At 32.0% G+C, this 19972-nt stretch carries 11 protein-coding genes; 6 read left to right on the plus strand and 5 right to left on the minus strand.

Annotation, left to right across the window (positions count from 1 at the left end):
• Nucleotides 1-7 precede the first annotated feature (7 nt).
• Nucleotides 8-1642, minus strand: a complete 1635-nt coding sequence (locus AAYQ19_RS11260; RefSeq protein ID WP_343536361.1) for a S8 family peptidase — start codon at nucleotides 1640-1642, stop codon at nucleotides 8-10.
• A gap of 279 nt (nucleotides 1643-1921) precedes the next feature.
• On the opposite strand from AAYQ19_RS11260, the gene AAYQ19_RS11265 reads away from it, so the two are divergent.
• The 4 genes from AAYQ19_RS11265 to AAYQ19_RS11280 all read left to right on the plus strand — a co-directional run bounded on the left by AAYQ19_RS11265 (nucleotide 1922) and on the right by AAYQ19_RS11280 (nucleotide 12749).
• Nucleotides 1922-7231 carry a leucine-rich repeat domain-containing protein gene (locus tag AAYQ19_RS11265; RefSeq protein ID WP_343536362.1) on the plus strand — a complete coding sequence of 1770 codons (5310 nt, stop codon included), beginning with the start codon at nucleotides 1922-1924 and terminating at the stop codon, nucleotides 7229-7231.
• A 175-nt stretch (nucleotides 7232-7406) separates the two neighbouring features.
• Nucleotides 7407-10904, plus strand: coding sequence for a leucine-rich repeat domain-containing protein (locus AAYQ19_RS11270; protein WP_343536363.1), 3498 nt, complete (start codon nucleotides 7407-7409; stop codon nucleotides 10902-10904).
• 2 nt (nucleotides 10905-10906) lie between these two features.
• Nucleotides 10907-11596 (plus strand): fibronectin type III domain-containing protein, encoded by a 690-nt coding sequence (locus AAYQ19_RS11275; RefSeq protein ID WP_343536364.1) that lies wholly within the window; start codon nucleotides 10907-10909, stop codon nucleotides 11594-11596.
• Between the two features lie 133 nt (nucleotides 11597-11729).
• Nucleotides 11730-12749 (plus strand): DUF481 domain-containing protein, encoded by a 1020-nt coding sequence (locus tag AAYQ19_RS11280; protein ID WP_343536365.1) that lies wholly within the window; start codon nucleotides 11730-11732, stop codon nucleotides 12747-12749.
• A 61-nt stretch (nucleotides 12750-12810) separates the two neighbouring features.
• Here the strand turns inward: AAYQ19_RS11280 and AAYQ19_RS11285 are convergent, their stop codons facing one another.
• The 4 genes from AAYQ19_RS11285 to AAYQ19_RS11300 all read right to left on the minus strand — a co-directional run bounded on the left by AAYQ19_RS11285 (nucleotide 12811) and on the right by AAYQ19_RS11300 (nucleotide 17733).
• Entirely contained in the window at nucleotides 12811-14451 is a 1641-nt protein-coding gene (locus tag AAYQ19_RS11285) for a hypothetical protein (protein WP_343536366.1), read from the minus strand.
• A gap of 6 nt (nucleotides 14452-14457) precedes the next feature.
• Nucleotides 14458-15600, minus strand: coding sequence for a hypothetical protein (locus AAYQ19_RS11290; protein WP_343536367.1), 1143 nt, complete (start codon nucleotides 15598-15600; stop codon nucleotides 14458-14460).
• 274 nt (nucleotides 15601-15874) lie between these two features.
• Nucleotides 15875-16732: an MBL fold metallo-hydrolase gene (locus AAYQ19_RS11295; RefSeq protein ID WP_343536368.1), complete on the minus strand. Its 858-nt coding sequence runs from the start codon at nucleotides 16730-16732 to the stop codon at nucleotides 15875-15877.
• Between the two features lie 80 nt (nucleotides 16733-16812).
• Entirely contained in the window at nucleotides 16813-17733 is a 921-nt protein-coding gene (locus AAYQ19_RS11300) for a DUF8428 domain-containing protein (RefSeq protein WP_343536369.1), read from the minus strand.
• A 366-nt stretch (nucleotides 17734-18099) separates the two neighbouring features.
• On the opposite strand from AAYQ19_RS11300, the gene AAYQ19_RS11305 reads away from it, so the two are divergent.
• Both AAYQ19_RS11305 and sufB read left to right on the plus strand, forming a co-directional pair.
• On the plus strand, nucleotides 18100-18429 hold the full coding sequence (locus AAYQ19_RS11305) for a HesB/IscA family protein (protein ID WP_026727150.1): 330 nt from the start codon (nucleotides 18100-18102) through the stop codon (nucleotides 18427-18429).
• An 89-nt stretch (nucleotides 18430-18518) separates the two neighbouring features.
• Nucleotides 18519-19967 (plus strand): Fe-S cluster assembly protein SufB, encoded by a 1449-nt coding sequence (sufB, locus tag AAYQ19_RS11310; protein ID WP_343536370.1) that lies wholly within the window; start codon nucleotides 18519-18521, stop codon nucleotides 19965-19967.
• The last annotated feature ends 5 nt before the right edge of the window (nucleotides 19968-19972 follow it).

Below are 19972 nucleotides of genomic sequence, written 5' to 3' on the forward strand. Positions count from 1 at the left end.
TTTTTGATTATTTTTTAGACATTTTTTCGGCCATAAGCAATGCATTGTAAGCATTTACCATTTTAGCTGTTTTTGAAGATTCTGTTGATGAAACTGCCGCAGGTTTTTCACCTGTTTCTTCGTTTTCGCCCAAAACTACTTTTGCAGGAAGTGCCACTCCAGAATCCATCAGAATTTGTTTCACTTGAACTGCTTTCAGTTTTGGATAATATGAACGAATCAATGCGGCAACACCAGCAACATTTGGCGATGCCATTGAAGTTCCTTGTAAATATTTGTATTTATTGTTTGGAACCGTTGCGTAGATTTCTTCTCCTGGAGCAAAAACGTCAACATTTATTTTTCCAAAATTTGAAAAACTTGCCACCACATTTTCACCATATTGTTTGTTGATAGCTCCAACCGTGATTACATTGTTTGTAAACTCTGTTACATTGTCTTTAGAATCATTTGGGTAATTGATGTTTTTTGTTTCATCAATGTTGTACCCATCATTTCCTGCTGCGTGGACGATCAAAACATCTTTTTTGGCAGCATATTTTAATGCATCGTAAACCCAGTCTTTGTGTGGAGAATAGCTTTTTCCGAAACTTCCGTTGATTACTTTTGCTCCGTTGTCAACTGCATAACGAATAGCAAGTGCAATATCTTTATCATATTCGTCTCCGTCTGGCACTGCTCTTACGGTCAAGATTTCAACGTTGTTTGTAATTCCGTCACCACCTAAATTATTGCTGCGAACTTGTCCGATAATTCCAGCAACGTGTGTTCCGTGCAATGCTTTTTCTTTGTCTGGACCAAAAACAATATTATTTCCATAATGATTGTTTTTGATATCATCTGGATTATCGCCTACGATTTTTCTTCCGTCGTATTCTTTATTTAAATTGTAGTTTAACTCGTCGTAAACTTGTTCTCTATACTCTTCAAAATCAGCTTCAGGATCAAAAGTTGGACCAGCATTTGTAAAAATCTGAGTCATGACCATTTTAGATCTTGCTACTTTTGGATCTGTAGATGTCAACGTATTTAAATCTTCCAATTTATACGTTGTTTTGCCTAGTTCTTTTTTGATTGTATTATGAACATCAAGCAAGAAATCAACTTGTTGTTTGTTTTTTAAGGCTTCATCATACTTATCATTATATTGTGCCAAGGCCGCTTTGTATTGTGCTGAACCGTCATCGCCTTTTTTAACGATACGCGTCAATTCAAGATTTTCGTGAACAGCATTGCCAAGGAAATTCCATCCGTGAACGTCATCTATAAATCCGTTTTTGTCATCATCGATTCCGTTTCCTGGAATTTCTTTTGGATTTGTCCAGATCATTCCTTGCAAATCTTCGTGCTCGATATCAATACCTGAATCTACAATCCCGACGATTACTTTCTGCCCTGTTTTTCCTTGTAATAATTCGGCGTAAGCCCTATCAACACTCATTCCTGGGATAGAATCTTTTACCAAATCCAGATGACTCCATCTTTTCAGTTCATTTTCAGTTACTGGAGCCTTTTTGACAACAGCTAAAGGTGCCTTAATAAATTCTTTAGAAGCAGTAGATTGCGCTTGTAAAGTAGTCCCGCATCCTGCTAAAACCAATAAAGCAAAAGCAGATAATTTTAATGGTTTTATGTGACTCATGTAATTAAATGTATCGTTAAAGTTAAAAGATGGGCCTAAATTAGGACTTTTTGTTACAAAAAACTAACGATTAACACTGTCTTATGATTATTTAAATTTACTTTAAGGAAACAGAAAGCTAACAAAAAATACTTTATATCAAATACTTAAAACTAATCTTATAAAAATTTTATGTGGTTTTATTTTTTGAGTTTTCTGAAAAGTGGCTTCTTACGGTTTTCCGTAAGGAATTTATCATAGAATTAATTACACTTGTGGCCTTATCCCTAAATTCATTCTATGAAAACAAAACTACTTTTGTTTCTTTTATTGGCAAATTTTTCAATTTATGCGCAGTATGTCGCTATCCCCGATCTTAACTTCGAAAATAAATTAATTGCTCTTGGAATTGATTCTGGAGCTCCTGATGGGCAAGTATTAAAAACAAACGTTACAAACGTAACTACATTGAATCTTACTGCAAGTAATATTGCTGACTTGACCGGAATAAAAGATTTTGTTTCTTTAAGAAAATTGGATTGTTCATACAATCAATTAACTTCTTTAGATGTAAGTTTTAATCTAAATCTAACGGATTTATCTTGTCAAAATAATTTACTGCCAAGTTTAGATATCACAAAAAATACTGGTTTAAAACTCTTAAACTGCAATGCTAATAAATTAGATCATTTAGATCTTACTAAGAACATTTCTCTAATTTCAGTTGGTTGTTCCCAAAACAACTTAAGCGAATTGGATATTACAAAAAATACTCTACTTGAAACTTTTTTTTGCATCCAGAATAAATTAACGTCACTCGATTTAAGCAAGAACACTTCCCTGACTATTATGAGTTGTCGTCGTAATCTTATTACTTTCATCGACATTACAAAAAATACAGCATTGTTTTCTTTTTCTTTTGAGCAAAACAAAGTCCCATTTTTAGACCTGACTAAAAGTCCTCAATTAAAATTTTTATATGGCGCAGATAACTTGCTAACAAATCTTGATGTTTCTAAAAACACTGCTTTAGAAATTTTATCTATTAGCAAGAATAAAGTTTCGAGATTAAATCTTGCCAATAATAAAGCATTAACCTTTTTAGATTGCAGTGAGAATAATTTAATTTCTTTGAATGTAAAAAACGGGAAAAACACTTTAATTACCACTGATTTTAATGCTATAAAGAACCCAAATTTATCCTGTATTCTGGTTGATGACATAACATACTCAAATACAAATTGGGCGACTAAAAAAGACGAAACTGCGGTTTACAATGATGTTAGTTGTGGGCTTGATTATACGCTAATCCCCGATATTAATTTTGAAAACGCCCTGATTGCAAAAGGTTATGACTCTGGTGTTCCCGACGGAAAAGTATTAACATCAAATATCAATACGCTAACATCCTTAAGTATTGCTTCAAAAAACATTACTGACTTAACCGGAATTCAGGATTTTATTGCTTTAAAATTTTTACATGCACCGTATAATAAATTGACAACTTTAAATGTTTCTCAAAACTATCAATTACAACAGATTAATGTTGACGCCAATAAACTAACAGAGCTAGACGTTTCAAATAATATTCAATTAAAGGAATTATATTGCATGGGCAATCAATTGACTGCTTTAAATGTTTCTCAAAATACAGCTTTAGAACAATTTTATTGTTATAATAACCAAATTTCTACTTTGGATGTTTCTAAAAATTTACAATTGCGTGGATTAGAATGTGGCCAAAACAAACTAACCTCTTTAGATCTTTCTAAAAACACACTTTTGTACTATCTTGAATGTTATACAAATTCCCTTACAACTCTCGATGTCAGCAAGAATACAGCTTTAATTTCTTTAAATTGTGAACAAAATCAGCTACTTAATCTTGATGTTTCAAAAAACACTTTACTAGATGCTGTCTATTGTGGAAAAAATAAAATTACAAATTTAGATTTTTCTAAAAACACTGTTCTGACTGATTTAACTTGTAATGACAATAATCTTTCCATTCTAAATCTTAAAAACGGAAATAATACAAAGTTAAAAACCGCTTCAACAAAACTGAACAACAATCCAAATTTGACTTGTATACAAGTTGATGATGCCATTTATTCAAATGCAAATTGGAGTTCTCTTAAAGATGATATTGCAAATTATAATACAGATTGCGCAACGGCTGATCTTTATACTTACATTCCTGATTTTAATTTTGAGAAAAAATTAATCGAATTAGGAATTGATACTAATCCTGCAGATGGCAAAGTTTTAATTTCAAGTATTAACAAAGTAACATCGTTAAATGTATCAAGTGCAAATATTTCTAATTTAAAAGGAATCGAAGGATTTTCTGCTTTAGAAAATCTTCAGTGTGGCGCTAATAAATTAACCTCTTTAGATTTAAGCAAAAACATCACTTTATCATCTTTAGACTGTAGTGGAAACCAATTAACTACTTTAGATCTTACTAAAAATACAGCTTTGACTACTTTGAATTGCTATGCCAATCAATTAACAACTCTTGATATTAGCAAATGTAGTACTTTAACCTACCTAAATTGTAGCGGAAATCAATTACCAAAATTAGAAATCGACAATTGCACTTCATTAACCGAATTGTTAGCCTCTTCAAACCAATTAACAGATCTAAATTTGGATAATAATACAGCGCTTACTCGTTTAGAGGTAGGTGCAAATCAATTTAAAGTCTTAAACATAGAGAAAAATACAAACTTGACTAATTTAAGTTGTGATTCAAATCAATTATCAACTCTCGATACAAATAAAAACACAAAACTATCTTTTGTAAGTTGCAAAAATAATCAGATTACAAATCTGGATTTTAGCCAAAACACAGAGTTAACTCTATTAGATTCAAGTAATAATAAAATTACAACTTTAAATGCTGGAAAAAGCAATAAACTAGTCGCGTTAACTTCTGAAAACAATCAAATATCAGATTTAAACATAGACAACATTACAACTCTTGATCTTTTAGATTTCAGTGGAAATAAAATAAGCCATTTAGACATTTCAGCACAAAAAAACCTAACTCAATTATTTTGTGCCAATAATGAACTAACGACATTAGATTTAAGTAAAAACAGCAAGTTGACTGATCTGAATTGTACATCAAACAAACTTGTAAGACTAGATTTAAAAAATGGAAACAATACGAATTTCCATTCTTTTAATCTTATATTATCTAATAATCCTCTTTTGGAATGTATTCAAGTTGATGATGCTGATTATTCGAATACAAACTGGGCTAATTACAAAGACAACACGGCAAACTACAATACAGATTGTCCAATTTTATATACCACAATCGCTGATGCAAATTTTGAACAAAAATTAATTGATTTAGGCATTGATTCCGGAAATCCAGATGGAAAGGTCTTGAAATCGAATGTCGTTAATGTTAAAGAATTGGATCTTTATTTTAGTAACATTTCGGACTTGACGGGTATACAGGATTTCAAATCATTAGAAACGCTAAATGTCATGTCAAACAAATTGACTTCTCTTGATGTTTCACAAAATTCATCGTTAAACTATCTTCTTGCTAGTTATAACAACTTAACGACAATCGATCTTTCAAAAAATCTTGCTCTTGAAAATCTTACCCTATCTAACAATAGCCTAAAAGATGTTGATGTTTCAAGCAATCTTAATTTGAAATATTTTTCTTGTTCAACAAATCAATTAACAAATTTAGATGTTTCAAAAAACAAATCGCTGATTCTACTTAATTGCAATGTAAACCAAATAACAAGTCTTGACGTTTCTAAAAATATCTCTCTTACTAATATCGATTGTTCTGAAAATCCGTTGTTAACTAATGTAAATTTAAAAAACGGAAATAATGGCAGTATGCAATTAGCACCGTATGTTATTAATTTTACCAAAAACCCATTATTAACTTGTATCATAGTTGACAATGCGATTTATTCAAATGAAAAATGGTCTGCATTTAAAGACAATACTGCGTCTTACTCGACATTTGATTGCTCTCAAGTTACCGCAATACCCGACCCAGCATTTGAAGAAAAATTAATGGCATTAGGCATCGATACGGATGGTAAAAACGGAACCGTTTTAAATAGTAATATTACCGGAATAACCTCTTTAAATGTTTCTTCAAGCTCAATTAAAGATCTTACAGGAATTAATGGCTTCAAAAGTTTAACTTCATTGAATTGTTCTGGAAATTTACTTACCACTTTAGATCTTTCTAAAAACAAAATAGTAACGCTTTTAGACTGCAGTAAAAATGCCTCGTTAACTAGTTTAGATTTGAAAAATGGAAACAATACAAATCTTGATTTAAATTCTAATTTAACTTCAAATCCAAAATTAACTTGTATTCAGGTTGATAACGAAACTTTCTCATCTGATAAATGGGCAGCACTTAAAGACAATACAGCGAGTTATAGCAACGATTGCAATGTTTATACTGTACTAGCAGATTCAAATTTTGAACAGAAATTAATCGATTTGGGAATTGATAAAGATGGGAAAAATGGAAAAATCAAAACTACAGATATTAGTTTGGTTACATCTTTAGATTTATCAAACTCTAATATTACGGATTTATCCGGTTTAGAAGCTTTTACATCTTTAACTTATTTGGATTGTGATAATAACAATTTGAGCACTATTGATGTCAGTAAAAATACCTTGCTAACAAAACTTTCATTAAACAACAATAAGCTTACCAGCTTAGATGTTACTGCAAATACGGAATTATTTAACCTGGCATTTAGCATAAATCAAATTTCATCTATTGATTTGTCACAAAACAAAAAGGTTCACTATGTAATTGCTGACCGAAACTTATTGACAAGTATTGATTTTTCTTCAAACCCAGAAATAGAAACTATTTATTGTGGCGAAAACAATTTAACTTCATTAAATGTGTCTAGTCTTCCAAATTTAAAAGATTTGAATTGTATTTATACTGATATTTCACAACTTGACGTAACGTCAAATCCAAAGCTAGAAAATCTTTATTTCAACAATGCAAAATTGACAACATTAGATTTAAGCAAAAACCCATTATTAAAAAGGTTAAATGTTAGCAACAATCAATTAACAACTTTGGATATTTCTCAAAATCCGCTTTTAGAGCTTATTTTTGTTGAGTTTAACCCACTAACATCATTGAATGTTAAAAACGGTAATAACAAAAACTTTATTCTTCCATCACAAACCGGCAAAAAGGCAGTGGCAGGAACAACAACAAGTTTCTTGAACAACTTGAAACTTAACTGTATCAAAGTTGACAATGTTGCTTATTCTAATGAAAACTGGTCTAAGATAAAAGAAACAACAACAAATTATTCTGAAACTTGTACACTAGGAATTGAAGACTCTGTTTTTGATAAGGCAACAGTTTATCCAAACCCTACAAAAGGCGAAGTTAATATCCAAAATGTTTCTGTTGAAAAAGTTACTGTTTATGACACAACTGGCAAATTGGTAAAATCATTCCAATTAAATTCAAATGAATCTACTAATAAAGTTGATTTGTCTGGATTGCCAAGAGGTGTTTATTATTTGTACTTAATTAATCAAGATACGGCTTCAGTTAAAAAAATTGTAGTCGAATAATAAAAAAGTCAAAACAAGTAAAAGCTCCATTTTCAATTAGTTGAAAATGGAGCTTTTTATTTAAATATTAATTATTAGCCATCTTTTAGTAAAATCAAGGGTAGTTACGGTTTCCCGTAAGGAATTTCGCTTTAAATCATCTATCATTGCGGCGACCCAATTTTAAATTTATTCTATGAAAACAAAACTACTCTTGTTGCTGTTTTTAGCAAATTTTTCTATTTATGCACAAACCAATTTAGTTCCAAACGGAAATTTTGAAACCTGGACTTCATCGTCACAGCCAGACAATTGGTATCGTTATTTTAGCGGATTTGTTTCTCAAAGTTCGGTTACGCAAAATGGTTCATCAAGCACCAATATGATGGTGGCTAGCGGAACATTTAACTACATAAACAGTGAATACTTCCCTGTAGTAGCCGGCAAAACCTACAAAGTGACCTTATATCATAAACTTGCTAAAGGAACTTTTTCATCTATTGATTTCAGTTTGTATCATAAACCTGGTACTTTCAAAGAAGAAATAATCAAAAAATCAGATGTCACTTTTTCTACTACAGAATGGAGAAAAATTGAATTTGATTATACTCCAACTGTTTCTGAAAATGTTGAAGTTGACATCTGGACTACTGGAACTCTTAATTCTGAGATATTAGTAGACAATGTTTCTATGGTTGATGTTAATGAAGTTCCTTTAAAATACACAAAGATTCCTGATGCTAATTTTGAGAAAAAGTTAATTGCATTAAATATTGATTCAGGAACTCCAGACGGACAAGTATTAACGAGCAAAATTGAGAAATTAACAACATTATCAATTAGCAATAGTTCGATTACTGATCTGACAGGTATTGAAGATTTTAAAGCTTTAACTTATTTATCTGTTTACGGAAATCAATTGAAGAGTGTAGATGTTACGAAAAATACAGCCTTGCAAACTTTAGATTGTGGTAGTAATTTGCAACTGACTGCTATTGATGTTTCAACAAATACAAATTTAACTACATTGACAGTTGGTAATTGTAAATTAACAGCCTTAAACTTAAGCAACAATAAAGCATTGACTTTTCTTAGTTTTGACGGTAATCTTATAAAAGCAATAGATATTTCTCAAAACACAGCATTGACTTCTTTTAGTGGTACTTCGAATCAATTAACCGCTTTGGATATTTCTAAGAACACAGCTTTAACCAAATTAAACTGCGGATGGAATTCAATAACTGCACTTGATGTTTCAAACAATTTACTCTTAACCGAGTTAAGCTGTTATTCAAATAAATTAACTTCTTTAGATATTACCAAAAACGTTAAGCTGAAGATTTTACAATGTTTTAGCAATCAAATCTCTGCATTGGATATCTCAAAAAACATAAGTTTACAAAGTTTATCTTGTGTAACCAATAAACTTCAAACTGTTGATACTTCAAACAATCCGGAATTACAAACTTTTGAATGCTTTCAAAATCAAATCACAAGTCTTGATCTTTCTAAAAATACCAAACTTACTAATCTAAGATGTTTTTCAAACAAATTAACAAATTTAGATGTATCTAATAATAAAGCACTCATCATATTAGAAACTCATTACAATAGTCTAAGTAATTTGGATGTGTCTAAAAATCCAGCTTTAACAAAATTAAACGCTGGTGCTAATTTAACTTTATCGCAGGTAAATCTAAAAAACGGAAAAAATTCTCTTATTAAAGCAAGTGACTTAATTCTTAATTCGAATCCTTCTTTAACATGTATAATTGTTGACGATGTTTCTTATTCAAATACGAATTGGGCAACAAGTAAAGACTCAGATACTGATTTTTCTGCTACAGAATGTGAAGCTCCTGCTTACACTCGTATTCCTGATGTAAACTTTGAAAGAACTTTAATCAAAAAAGGAATTGACGGTGTTGAAGATGGTCAAGTATTGACTAAAAAAATCGCTTCAATTACAGTTTTGAATCTAAGTGATTACTATACTAATTTAAAAATTGAGGATTTAACAGGACTTCAGGATTTTGCTGCTCTTGAAGAATTAACATTACCGAATAACGGAAACGGTATCTTAACTAGCATTGATGTTTCCAAAAATTTAAAATTAAAAAAATTAGATTGTAGTAGTAACAAACTTGCCACTTTAGATGTTTCTAAAAATCTAGCTTTAACAAACTTAAATGTTTATTACAATAATTTAACGACATTAGATGTATCAAAAAATCTAGAATTAAAAAGCCTTACATGCTCTCTTAATAGATTAACGGCATTAGATGTATCAAAAAATCTAGCTCTTACAGAATTATATGCTGAAGGATCAAACAAAGAAGGCTCTTATGCATCACAACAAGGTTTGCTGACAACTATAGATCTTTCTAAAAATCTAGAATTAGAAAGACTGAGCTTGGCCGCGAATGAAAAAATAATCAACCTTGATGTTTCTAAAAACATAAAATTAAAACATATTTCGGTAAATGGAAATGGCTTAACTACAGTAGATTTCTCTTCTAATACACTTTTAGAAAGTCTGTATTGCAACACAAATAAGCTAACTAGTTTGGACCTTTCTAAATACCCGGCTTTGACGACATTAGACTGTTCTTATAATCAAATCAAAACTATTGACGTATCTCAAAAAACAAATTTGAAATATTTAAATGTTTGGTCAAATCAACTAACTTCTTTAGATGTTTCTAAAAACACTGCGTTAGAGCGTATTTATTGCCCTTACAATAAGATTACTACATTAGATTTATCTAACAATCCTAATTTGCTTCAGGTTATGTGTAGCAACAACAATATGATGAAGTTAAATTTAAAAAATGGTGGAAACACAAAAATGACAAATCAGAGTTACAGTTCATTTGGAAGCAATCCTAATTTGACTTGTATATTAGTCGATGATGTTGCCTATTCTAATACAAACTGGTCTAGTTTTAAAGATCAAGCTACAAATTATAATAGTACAGAATGTGAATTTAGCTTAGGATCAAAAAACTTCGCTGTTGAATCAAAAGGAGAAACTTGTACTGGAGAAAATAACGGACAAATTACGATTACAGCAACGGCTCAATTAGCATACACTGCAACTGTAAACGGAACTGCAAAATCATTTACAAATAACAGTTTACAAGTCACAAACCTTGCTCCTGGAACTTATACTGTTGTTATTGCAGTTACAGGAGAAACTTATGAGCAGACTTTTACTATTGTAATTCCAAAAGGAGCAACTGTGGCAGGAAAATCAACTATTGCTTCTAAAAAAGTAGATGTTGAAATTACTCAGGGAACTGCACCATATACTGTATTTGTTGACGGTGAAGCGCAATTTCAGACTTCTGACGCAAGTTTCAGTTTAGAATTAGATAAAGCGGCATTAGTTGAAGTAGCAACTTCAAAAGCCTGTGAAGGTATTTTTGCTAAAAAAGTTTCTTCTTCAGAATTGGGAACTTTGCTTTCTGCCTATCCAAACCCAACTTCTGGCACTGTTGAAATTGAAATCCCAAATGCTAAATCTGAAGTTACAATCGAAATTTACAACTTTGGAGGACAAGTAGTTTCTAAAGCAACTTATAACACTGAAAATGGAAGAGCTTATTTAAATCTTGCCAACCTTCCATCTGGAATTTATGCTGCCAAAATTTATCTTGAAACTCCAGAATTCGTAAAAATTATAAAAAAATAAAAATGAAAAAATTCATATATCTATCAATAATCGGTCTTTTGTTTATTTCTTGTGGAGGTTCAGATGATCCAGATAAACCAGCTGTAAATGTAGTACCAACTGTGCCTGTATTGACTTCTCCAGCAGATAATAAATTATGTGTAGACAATACGGTTTCTTTCGCATGGAATAAATCTACTGACGAAAATAATGATCCTATAAAATATCAAATTCAGATTTCAAAAGACAATGCTTTTACGCAAATCACTACAACATTTGACGGAGCAGAAAATGCAGCTTCTTTTGTATTAGATAAAAACACGGCTTTTTATTGGAGAGTAAGAGCGATAGACAGCAAAGGCCTTACGAGTGCTTATTCATCTGTTTTTAAATTCTACACAGCTAGTGAAGCTGTTGTTAATCATTTGCCATTTGCTCCTGAATTAGTCGCTCCCGTTTTAAATTCTGCTTTAAATGCAGGAACAGTTTCACTAAAATGGACAGCTTCTGATGTTGATACTGCAGATGCTCTGACTTATGATGTTTATTTTGGAACTGCTAATCCGCCTACTGCCAAAGTAAGCGAAAATAAAGGAACTAACTCTTTTGATGTTACAGTAGAGTCTGCAAAACAGTATTACTGGAAAGTTGTCGTAAAAGACAACAAAGGCGGAGAAACTGTTGGTCAAATATGGAAATTCAAAACCAACTAAATAGATTAACCAACCTTAAAAATCCCATTTTCGATATACTGAAAATGGGATTTTTTTATATTTCTGTTTTTCATTGCATTTTTATTTCTAACTTTAGTCTTACAAGCTGACAACCAAAGAAATAAAACACTATATGAAGAAAATCATACTTTTATTTTTTCTTTTATTTTTCTTCAAAGCCAGTTCACAAACCTCAGATACATTAGTGCTTAAAAACAATGATATTCTTGTAGGCGAAATAAAAATAATGAATAAAGGGATCGTCCAAATCGAAACAGATTATAGCAAAGACGATTTTAAACTGGAATGGAAATATGTAAAAAGTATTGGTTCAGACAGAATTCACATTATCAATTTGACGAACGGCGTTTTATTGAACGGAAAAATTTCAAAATTGAAAGCGCCAAATAAATGCGAAATTACAGATGTCGAAACACAGACTAAATCCATAATTGATCTTTCTGATATTGTCTATATAAAGCCTGTCAACGAAAGTTTTTGGGACAGACTTGATGCTAGTTTTGATGTTGGAATAAAATTGGCCAAAGCGCAGAATCTGCAACAAATAACGGCAAACGTAAACTTGGGCTACACTGGCAAAAGATGGTATGGAACCGCGATGTACAAACATCTGCAATCTATCCAAGATGATAGTGACCCTATTCGCAGGATTGATTCTGAATTAAGTTATGTTCATTTGCTTCCAAAAGATTATTTTATTCCATTATCAGTAACCACTTTATCTAATACCGAACAAGATATTGATCTTCGTGTCATCTCAAAAGCGGGTTACGGAAAATATCTTATGCACAGCAATAAAAAATATTGGGGAGTTGCATCTGGGTTATCATTCAACCACGAACGTTACACGGACACTAGCGAGCCCAATAAAAGTTTGGAGCTTTTTATTGGAACCGATTTAAATTTATACGATATCGGAGATTTCAGCATTCAATCTAAAGTAACGGTTTTCCCGAGTATAACAGAAAGCAAAAGGGTTCGTACCGACTTTTCTTTGGACACAAAATACGATCTGCCTTTAGACTTTTTCATCAAGCTTTCGTTTGTTTACAACTACGACAACAAACCAAAACCAGGAGCTTCAAAAGATGATTATGTTTTCCAAACCACCTTTGGATGGAAGCTAGATTAAATCAAAAAAAAGAGCCGTCAAAAATGACAGCTCTTTCTTCAAATTGTAATTTAAAAAAGTGTTATGAGTTACCGCATAATGCAGTATAATCGTCAAACATTTTGATGTAAGTCTCTTTGTTTTCGTGATCGTAAGCTCCTTTTTCGATGTTCTCGATCATTTTTGGACAGTCAGAGAAGTACTCTTTCAATGCTTTTCTTCTTCCTAAGAAAATTGGAGGACAGAAAAACTCATCTTCTACTGATTTTTTCAAAGTATAAGCATCTTGTGGGAAGAACTCATGGTATAGAGAAACTTTTCCGCCTTTTTTAACTTCTTCGAACATTGAGTATCTTTTTGAACTAGTTTCTGGCTTATCACCAAATGAAATTGCAGAAACTCCTCTTCCTGTTTTACCTACAATGTACATTCTTCCTTCTTCATCTTTAATATTAACTACTTTTTTCAAGTTAGTTCTTTCTGGTTTTTTCTGACCTTCAACATAAATGTAAACACTGCTTTTTTCAGAACCAATTCCATCCATCATAGATCTTAAACCAGATACTGTTTGCTCAGTTCTTAAATCTACCAATTCAGGATAATCACTGATTACTCTAACTTTACCTTTCCAAACTTTAGAATCTGTATCTAAAACTTCACCCGGAAATTCTGCATATCTAAACGCTGTAGCTGCTTTTTTGTATGAAGGCAAAACTGGTTCTTGAGGTATTGCCTCAATAGTAAATGCTTTTTCAGTCAGTTTTTTGTATTTTTCAATATCTTCAACTACGCCTGCCAAATAAGGGTAGTCATTTCTCATACCCAAAAAGCTTTTTTCATTTTCTTTTACTCCAGGCAAGTATTTAGAAGCTTCTTCTACATTTCCTAAAAGGATGTTAGTTGCAACTAAGTTATAGTTTGCACTGAATCTGATTTGTTTTGCTAAATCTTCATCATTTTTATCTTGAAAGTTCACAAGCTCTTTCCAGAATTTTTGTGCTTCACCAAATAAATCTCCCCAGTTTTCTCTATCTACATCAACCAAAGTTGGCATAACTTGAAGTGATTGGTTATACTCATCAATATTGAAAGTAGATTTTGATTTTTTCTTTTTCTCAAGATCAGAATATCTCATCTTTGTAATTTTTGGTCCATATAAATAGAAACCTTCAAATTCTTCAATCATGCTGTAGAAATTGTCAGTCAATATTTTATAAGTCAAATTATCATAAGTTTCTGACGGATTGATAACATACATACAAACTTTAGGAGTAGTGTATCTTTTGTAAATCACTTTTCCAGTTTTGTCTGTAATTTCTAAATTAGACTCCAAACCAATGTAATATGCTGGAGCTTTTTGATACGTATTTTGAACATAATCCTCGTCATTTACAAGTTCAAAACGAGTCAGATTATATTTTACTTTAAAATCACCTTCTTTTTGTTTTTTCAAACCAGAAATTGCGAAAGCCTCATAATATTTTTCTGCTGAATAAGGAATCTTTCTATTGTTCATACTGCTTTCTAATCCCGGAGCAAGGTCCAGAATCATCTCGTATGATTTGTATTTTCCGTAATCCAAATTTATTGGTGGTACAGGACCACGCAAGTTAAGCGGGTTTGATATCGTTGCTTTACCAAACCAACCTGTAGACTGAGCACTAACAGTTTGATTAATTCCTGCCAGTACAACAAATAAAATAATTTTTGTAATTTTTTTCATGGATTTCTATTTTAGGGCTGGGTTATGTGTTGTATTTAATTTTGATGCCTTAAAGCTTGCAATTAAATTATTTGCTCTTTCGATTAATGCTTTTCCGTCACTCTTATCATAATCGTTAGCGATCAATTTTTCAGATTCAGCAATAGTTTTTTCTGGCTGGTCTAACATCAGATAAATAACAGCTAAATTATAATAAGCTGAATATCTCATTTTGCGCGAAGCTTTGTTGTCTTCAGTATATTTTGTTTTCAATGAATCAAAATACTCAATAAGAGGTTGCATATTAGATTTCAAATCATCAATTGGCTCGTCAGCTTTCATAGTTGCAAATAACGACTTAACTGCTTGAATTGCCTCAATTTGAGTTTTTCCTTCGTCGCTTTTCGCATCCAAAATCCATAGAATTTCGTTATCACTTTTAGGTTTGAAACCGTAAACTCTATCAATATTATTACCGAAAGTATTCAATGAATTATTAGCAAAATCTCTTAATGTTTGTTCTTTAATAGCAGTTCTGTTTATGTTAAACTCCTTCATAGATGCTGATGGATCCATAGTTTCCTTTGAAGTATATTTTAATTCTCCATTGAAATTAACATTAAAACCTTCGTTTGAAACAGTAGAATCTTTTTTCACAACTGCATTTTTCAAAAACCTGTTGCTTGCAGCAGCGGCCTGTTTTGCTTTTTCTGCTTCGATTTGTTTATCTGAAACTGGTGCTGCAGTAACAGGACCTTTTACTTTAGCATATCCTCTTGTAGCATAAGTTGCCTCTACCCAATAAAAAACTTTTCGAGGTGATGTAACTTTACCATCTTTATCTCTTTTCTCCTCTTCAACTCTTGATTTAGGCGAAACACCTCTCTCAACAAAATCTTCTAGGTTAAGTTCGATATCAACAGTACCGTTTGATTCAACTTTTTTCCAGCCTGTTATATAAACTTTTTCATTTGCAGTTTCTGGATTTACATAACTATATAATGCTGAACCTAATTTTACTCTTGATGAAAATGTTCTCTTTTCAAATGGAACATATTCTTTTGGAAGTATTTGATAATTTACACCGAAGTAAAAACGGTCAAGGTCTACTTTTTGTGCTTTGGAGCTGAAAACAGACATTAATAAAACAAAAACAATAAATTTTTTCATAGGTTAATTATTAATAATTTTGAAGCACAAACCTATTTATAATATTTCTAAAAAGCAACTTTATATGACTATCAACACAAGAAGATTGTGTTAAATTTCACACATTCTAATACATTGGCACAGTAGAAGATAGAAGAATTTTCCTATTCAATTATTAACGATAAAAAACCTACTTTAAAACACTAAAAATGCAGTTTTTTCTTAAAAACATAGCATAAAAAAACCTGCCTTTTTTTAATAAAAAAGCAGGTTTATAATTTATCATTTTACAATTTTAAAAAATATCTTCACAAGTAAAAACCTCTTTCAAGCGAACACCTTTTTCAGTATGTTCAACTGTGATGATTTGATTGTGAGCATCGTGCTCTAAGAATAAATAATAATTTTGATCGGCGGCGGCATTTAGCATTTTTGATTTTTCAGGCATGGTCAACAAAGGTCTTGTATCATAACCCATTACATAGGGAAGCGGAATATGTCCGGCTGTAGCCAATAAATCAGCGCAAAATACAATAGTTTTATCTTGATATTTTATATGCGGAATCATTTGTTTTTCGGTATGCCCATCGACATAATAAATATCGAAACCTAATTCTCTAGAAAAACCAAAATCACTTTCAGGCCGATCAACAAAATTTAATTGGCCGCTCTCTTGCATTGGCAGAATATTTTCAGAAAGAAAAGAAGCTTTCTCACGCGGATTTGGTTTTGTTGCCCATTCCCAATGATTTTCATTCGTCCAGAATTTGGCATTTTTGAAAGCAGGCTCATATCCTGTTTTATCAGCATTCCATTGCACGCTTCCTCCACAATGATCAAAATGCAAATGCGTCATAAAAACATCCGTAATATCATCTCGGTGAAAACCATATTTTGCCAGCGATTTATCTATAGAATGCGAACCCCAAAGCGAGTAATAGCCAAAAAACTTTTCTGACTGTTTATCGCCCATTCCGGTATCGATTAAAATAAGACGGTTTCCATCTTCAATCAATAAACAGCGCGCCGCAATATCAATCAAATTATTAGCATCTGCGGGATTCGTTTTGCTCCAGATCGTTTTAGGAACAACGCCAAACATAGCACCACCATCTAACTTAAAATTTCCAGATTCTATTGGATAAAGTTTCATAAAAATAATTTCTAGTAAAGAAACAAAGCTAGGAAATCCTGCTCTTTAAACTAAAAATTCAGTACAAAACTTTTGAAACTTTATTCTAAAGTAATAGAAGAACTGCCCATGATTTCTTGCTTATCAAAGAAATTGACAAAATAAGTTCCTTTCTTAAATGTATTCAGATCATCATTTAAAACGCCATAAACATTGGCTGTTTTCCCTTGATAATCGCATGCAACCAAAAAACTGTAAACTAAAGCTTTATCATTACCAAATTCGATCAATTTATTTTCACCCAAGACAGTGTTTTTTTGATCTAAAACCTGGATATAATACACTTTCTTTCCATTTTTTGAAGCAGAACTTCCGTTTACAGAAAAGCTTATTTTTAGTTTTTTGGTGTTTTTTGCTTTGGTTGTCTCCTGTTCTTTGCCCGAACTCTTTTCATTAATGGCCGTTACTTTAAAATTGCTTAACGAAAGTTTCGCAGCATCTTTCAAAGTCGATTCCAATTTTTTCTGTTTCGAAATCAGGGTGTCATTTTCAGCTTTTTGCTTATACATGACAACATTCTGGCTTTCGATTTCGGTAAGCAAGTTTTTATTCTGAGATTTCAGTTTTTTAACCTCTTTTACTTTCGCGTCCAATGATATTTTTAGATCCGAAAGCTGTTTGCGGTAAATTTTAATTTGTTCTGCCGAAGGATTTTTTGATGCCTTGATGATTTCCATCAAATTTTCAATGTTCTTCTTTTCAAGTTCCAACTCCTCAGAAAGTGCAGTTTTTTCATAAATGGCAACATCATAAGCCAGCTTCAAATTATTCAAAGAGTCCAATATATTCTCCTGATCCATAGATTCTGAAACCGGCTCGATTATTTCAAGCCTACTGCTTTTAGGCTTCTCTTCAATCGCATTTGTCTCGCTACTAAAAATCAAATATGTGGCTCCAATGCCAAAAATAAAAATAATTGCAAAAAGTGCTTTGATCCAGCTATCTTTGTAATTTTTTTTCATGATTTATCATAATTTATTGCAAAAGTACCATAAATTTAAAATTACAAATAGGTAAAAATACGGTATTTTAACGCTTTTTGGGAACTCTTAATAATTTGGCAGCAAAACAAATACCGATTTTGTAAGTTTCTTTTTATTTCTCAACAAATAGCGGGACTTTCCGACAATTTTAAACATCAAAATAACTTCTATCTATTTTAACATTTGTTATAATAATGTGAACCGTTATGGAAAAAGGTTTTTAAGTCGTATCTTTGCGGACAATTTCATTTCAACATTGACAGACAGCACTTTAAAATGTAATAATTTAATTACTTTTTAATGAATATTAAAGGAATGTTGAAAAAGATAAATACCATAAAAACAATGATAAAAGTTTCTGATACAGCCAAAAAGAAAATCATCGACCTGATGACTGATGATGGTTTTGATGCCGCTCACGACTACGTACGTGTTGGAGTGAAAAGCGGTGGATGCTCTGGTTTGTCTTATGATTTAAAATTTGACAAAACCAAAGGAGATGACGATAAAATATTCGTAGATAACGATATACAAATTGCGGTTGAAAAAAAATCATTCCTTTATTTAGCCGGAACAATTTTAGAATTCTCTGGCGGATTGAACGGAAAAGGATTTGTTTTCAATAATCCAAACGCAAGCAGAACTTGTGGATGCGGAGAATCATTTTCGCTTTAGTCAAAAGCCGAAAGTCATAAAGTCTTAAAGACTTCTTGATGACTTTCCAACTTTGGACTTTACAATTTTAAGACAACATTAAATATATAATGAGCAAATACACCGAAGACGATTTAAAAATCGAACTGGAAACTAAAGAATATGAGTACGGATTTTATACCAATATAGAATCTGAGACTTTTCCTATTGGCTTAAACGAAGAGATTGTAAGAGCTATTTCGCTTAAAAAAGAAGAACCTGAATGGATGACCGAATGGCGCATCGAGGCTTTCCGTGCTTGGAAAGAAATGATCGAGCCAGAATGGGCAAACGTTCATTATGAAAAACCAGACTTTCAGGCGATTTCATATTATTCAGCTCCAAAAACTGTAGATCCTAATAAAACTTTGGATGATGTAGATCCAGAATTATTAGAGATGTACAAAAAGCTAGGAATCTCTGTAGATGAACAAAAAAAGATGAACAATATCGCTATGGATATTGTAGTCGATTCTGTTTCTGTTGCTACGACTTTCAAAAAGACTTTGGCAGAAAAAGGAATTATTTTCTGTCCGATTTCTGAAGCAATTAAAGAGCATCCAGAATTAGTAAAAAAATATTTAGGTACTGTTGTTCCTCAGAAAGATAACTTTTATGCTGCATTAAATTCAGCTGTTTTCTCTGACGGAAGTTTCTGTTATATTCCAAAAGGCGTAAAATGCCCAATGGAACTTTCAACGTATTTCAGAATCAACCAAGCAGGAACTGGACAATTCGAAAGAACTTTAGTTATTGCTGACGAAGGAAGCTACGTTTCTTACCTTGAAGGATGTACAGCGCCAAGCCGTGACGAAAACCAATTACACGCTGCTGTAGTTGAGTTAATCGCTTTGGACGATGCTGAAATTAAATATTCTACAGTTCAAAACTGGTTCCCTGGAAACAAAGAAGGAAAAGGTGGAGTTTACAACTTTGTAACGAAAAGAGGTTTATGCGAAACTAACGCTAAAATTTCTTGGACACAAGTTGAAACAGGTTCTGCTGTAACTTGGAAATATCCTTCTTGTGTACTTAAAGGAGATAATTCAGTAGGAGAATTTTATTCTATTGCTGTTACCAATAATTTCCAACAAGCAGATACTGGAACAAAAATGATCCATTTAGGTAAAAACACTAAATCGACTATTATTTCTAAAGGTATCTCGGCTGGAAAATCACAAAATAGCTACCGTGGTTTAGTGCAAATCTCTCCAAGAGCAGAGAATGCAAGAAACTTTTCGCAATGTGACTCGTTATTAATGGGTAACAATTGTGGTGCGCATACTTTCCCTTATATCGAAAGTAAAAATCCATCAGCAAAAATCGAGCACGAAGCAACTACAAGTAAAATTGGAGAAGATCAGGTTTTCTACTGCAACCAAAGAGGTATCCCGACTGAAAAAGCGATTGCCTTAATTGTAAACGGTTTCAGTAAAGATGTATTGAACAAACTTCCAATGGAATTTGCTGTTGAAGCTCAAAAATTATTAGAGATTTCTTTAGAAGGTTCTGTAGGATAATTTAA

This window comes from Flavobacterium mesophilum (genome assembly GCF_039581405.1).
Lineage (GTDB): Bacteria > Bacteroidota > Bacteroidia > Flavobacteriales > Flavobacteriaceae > Flavobacterium.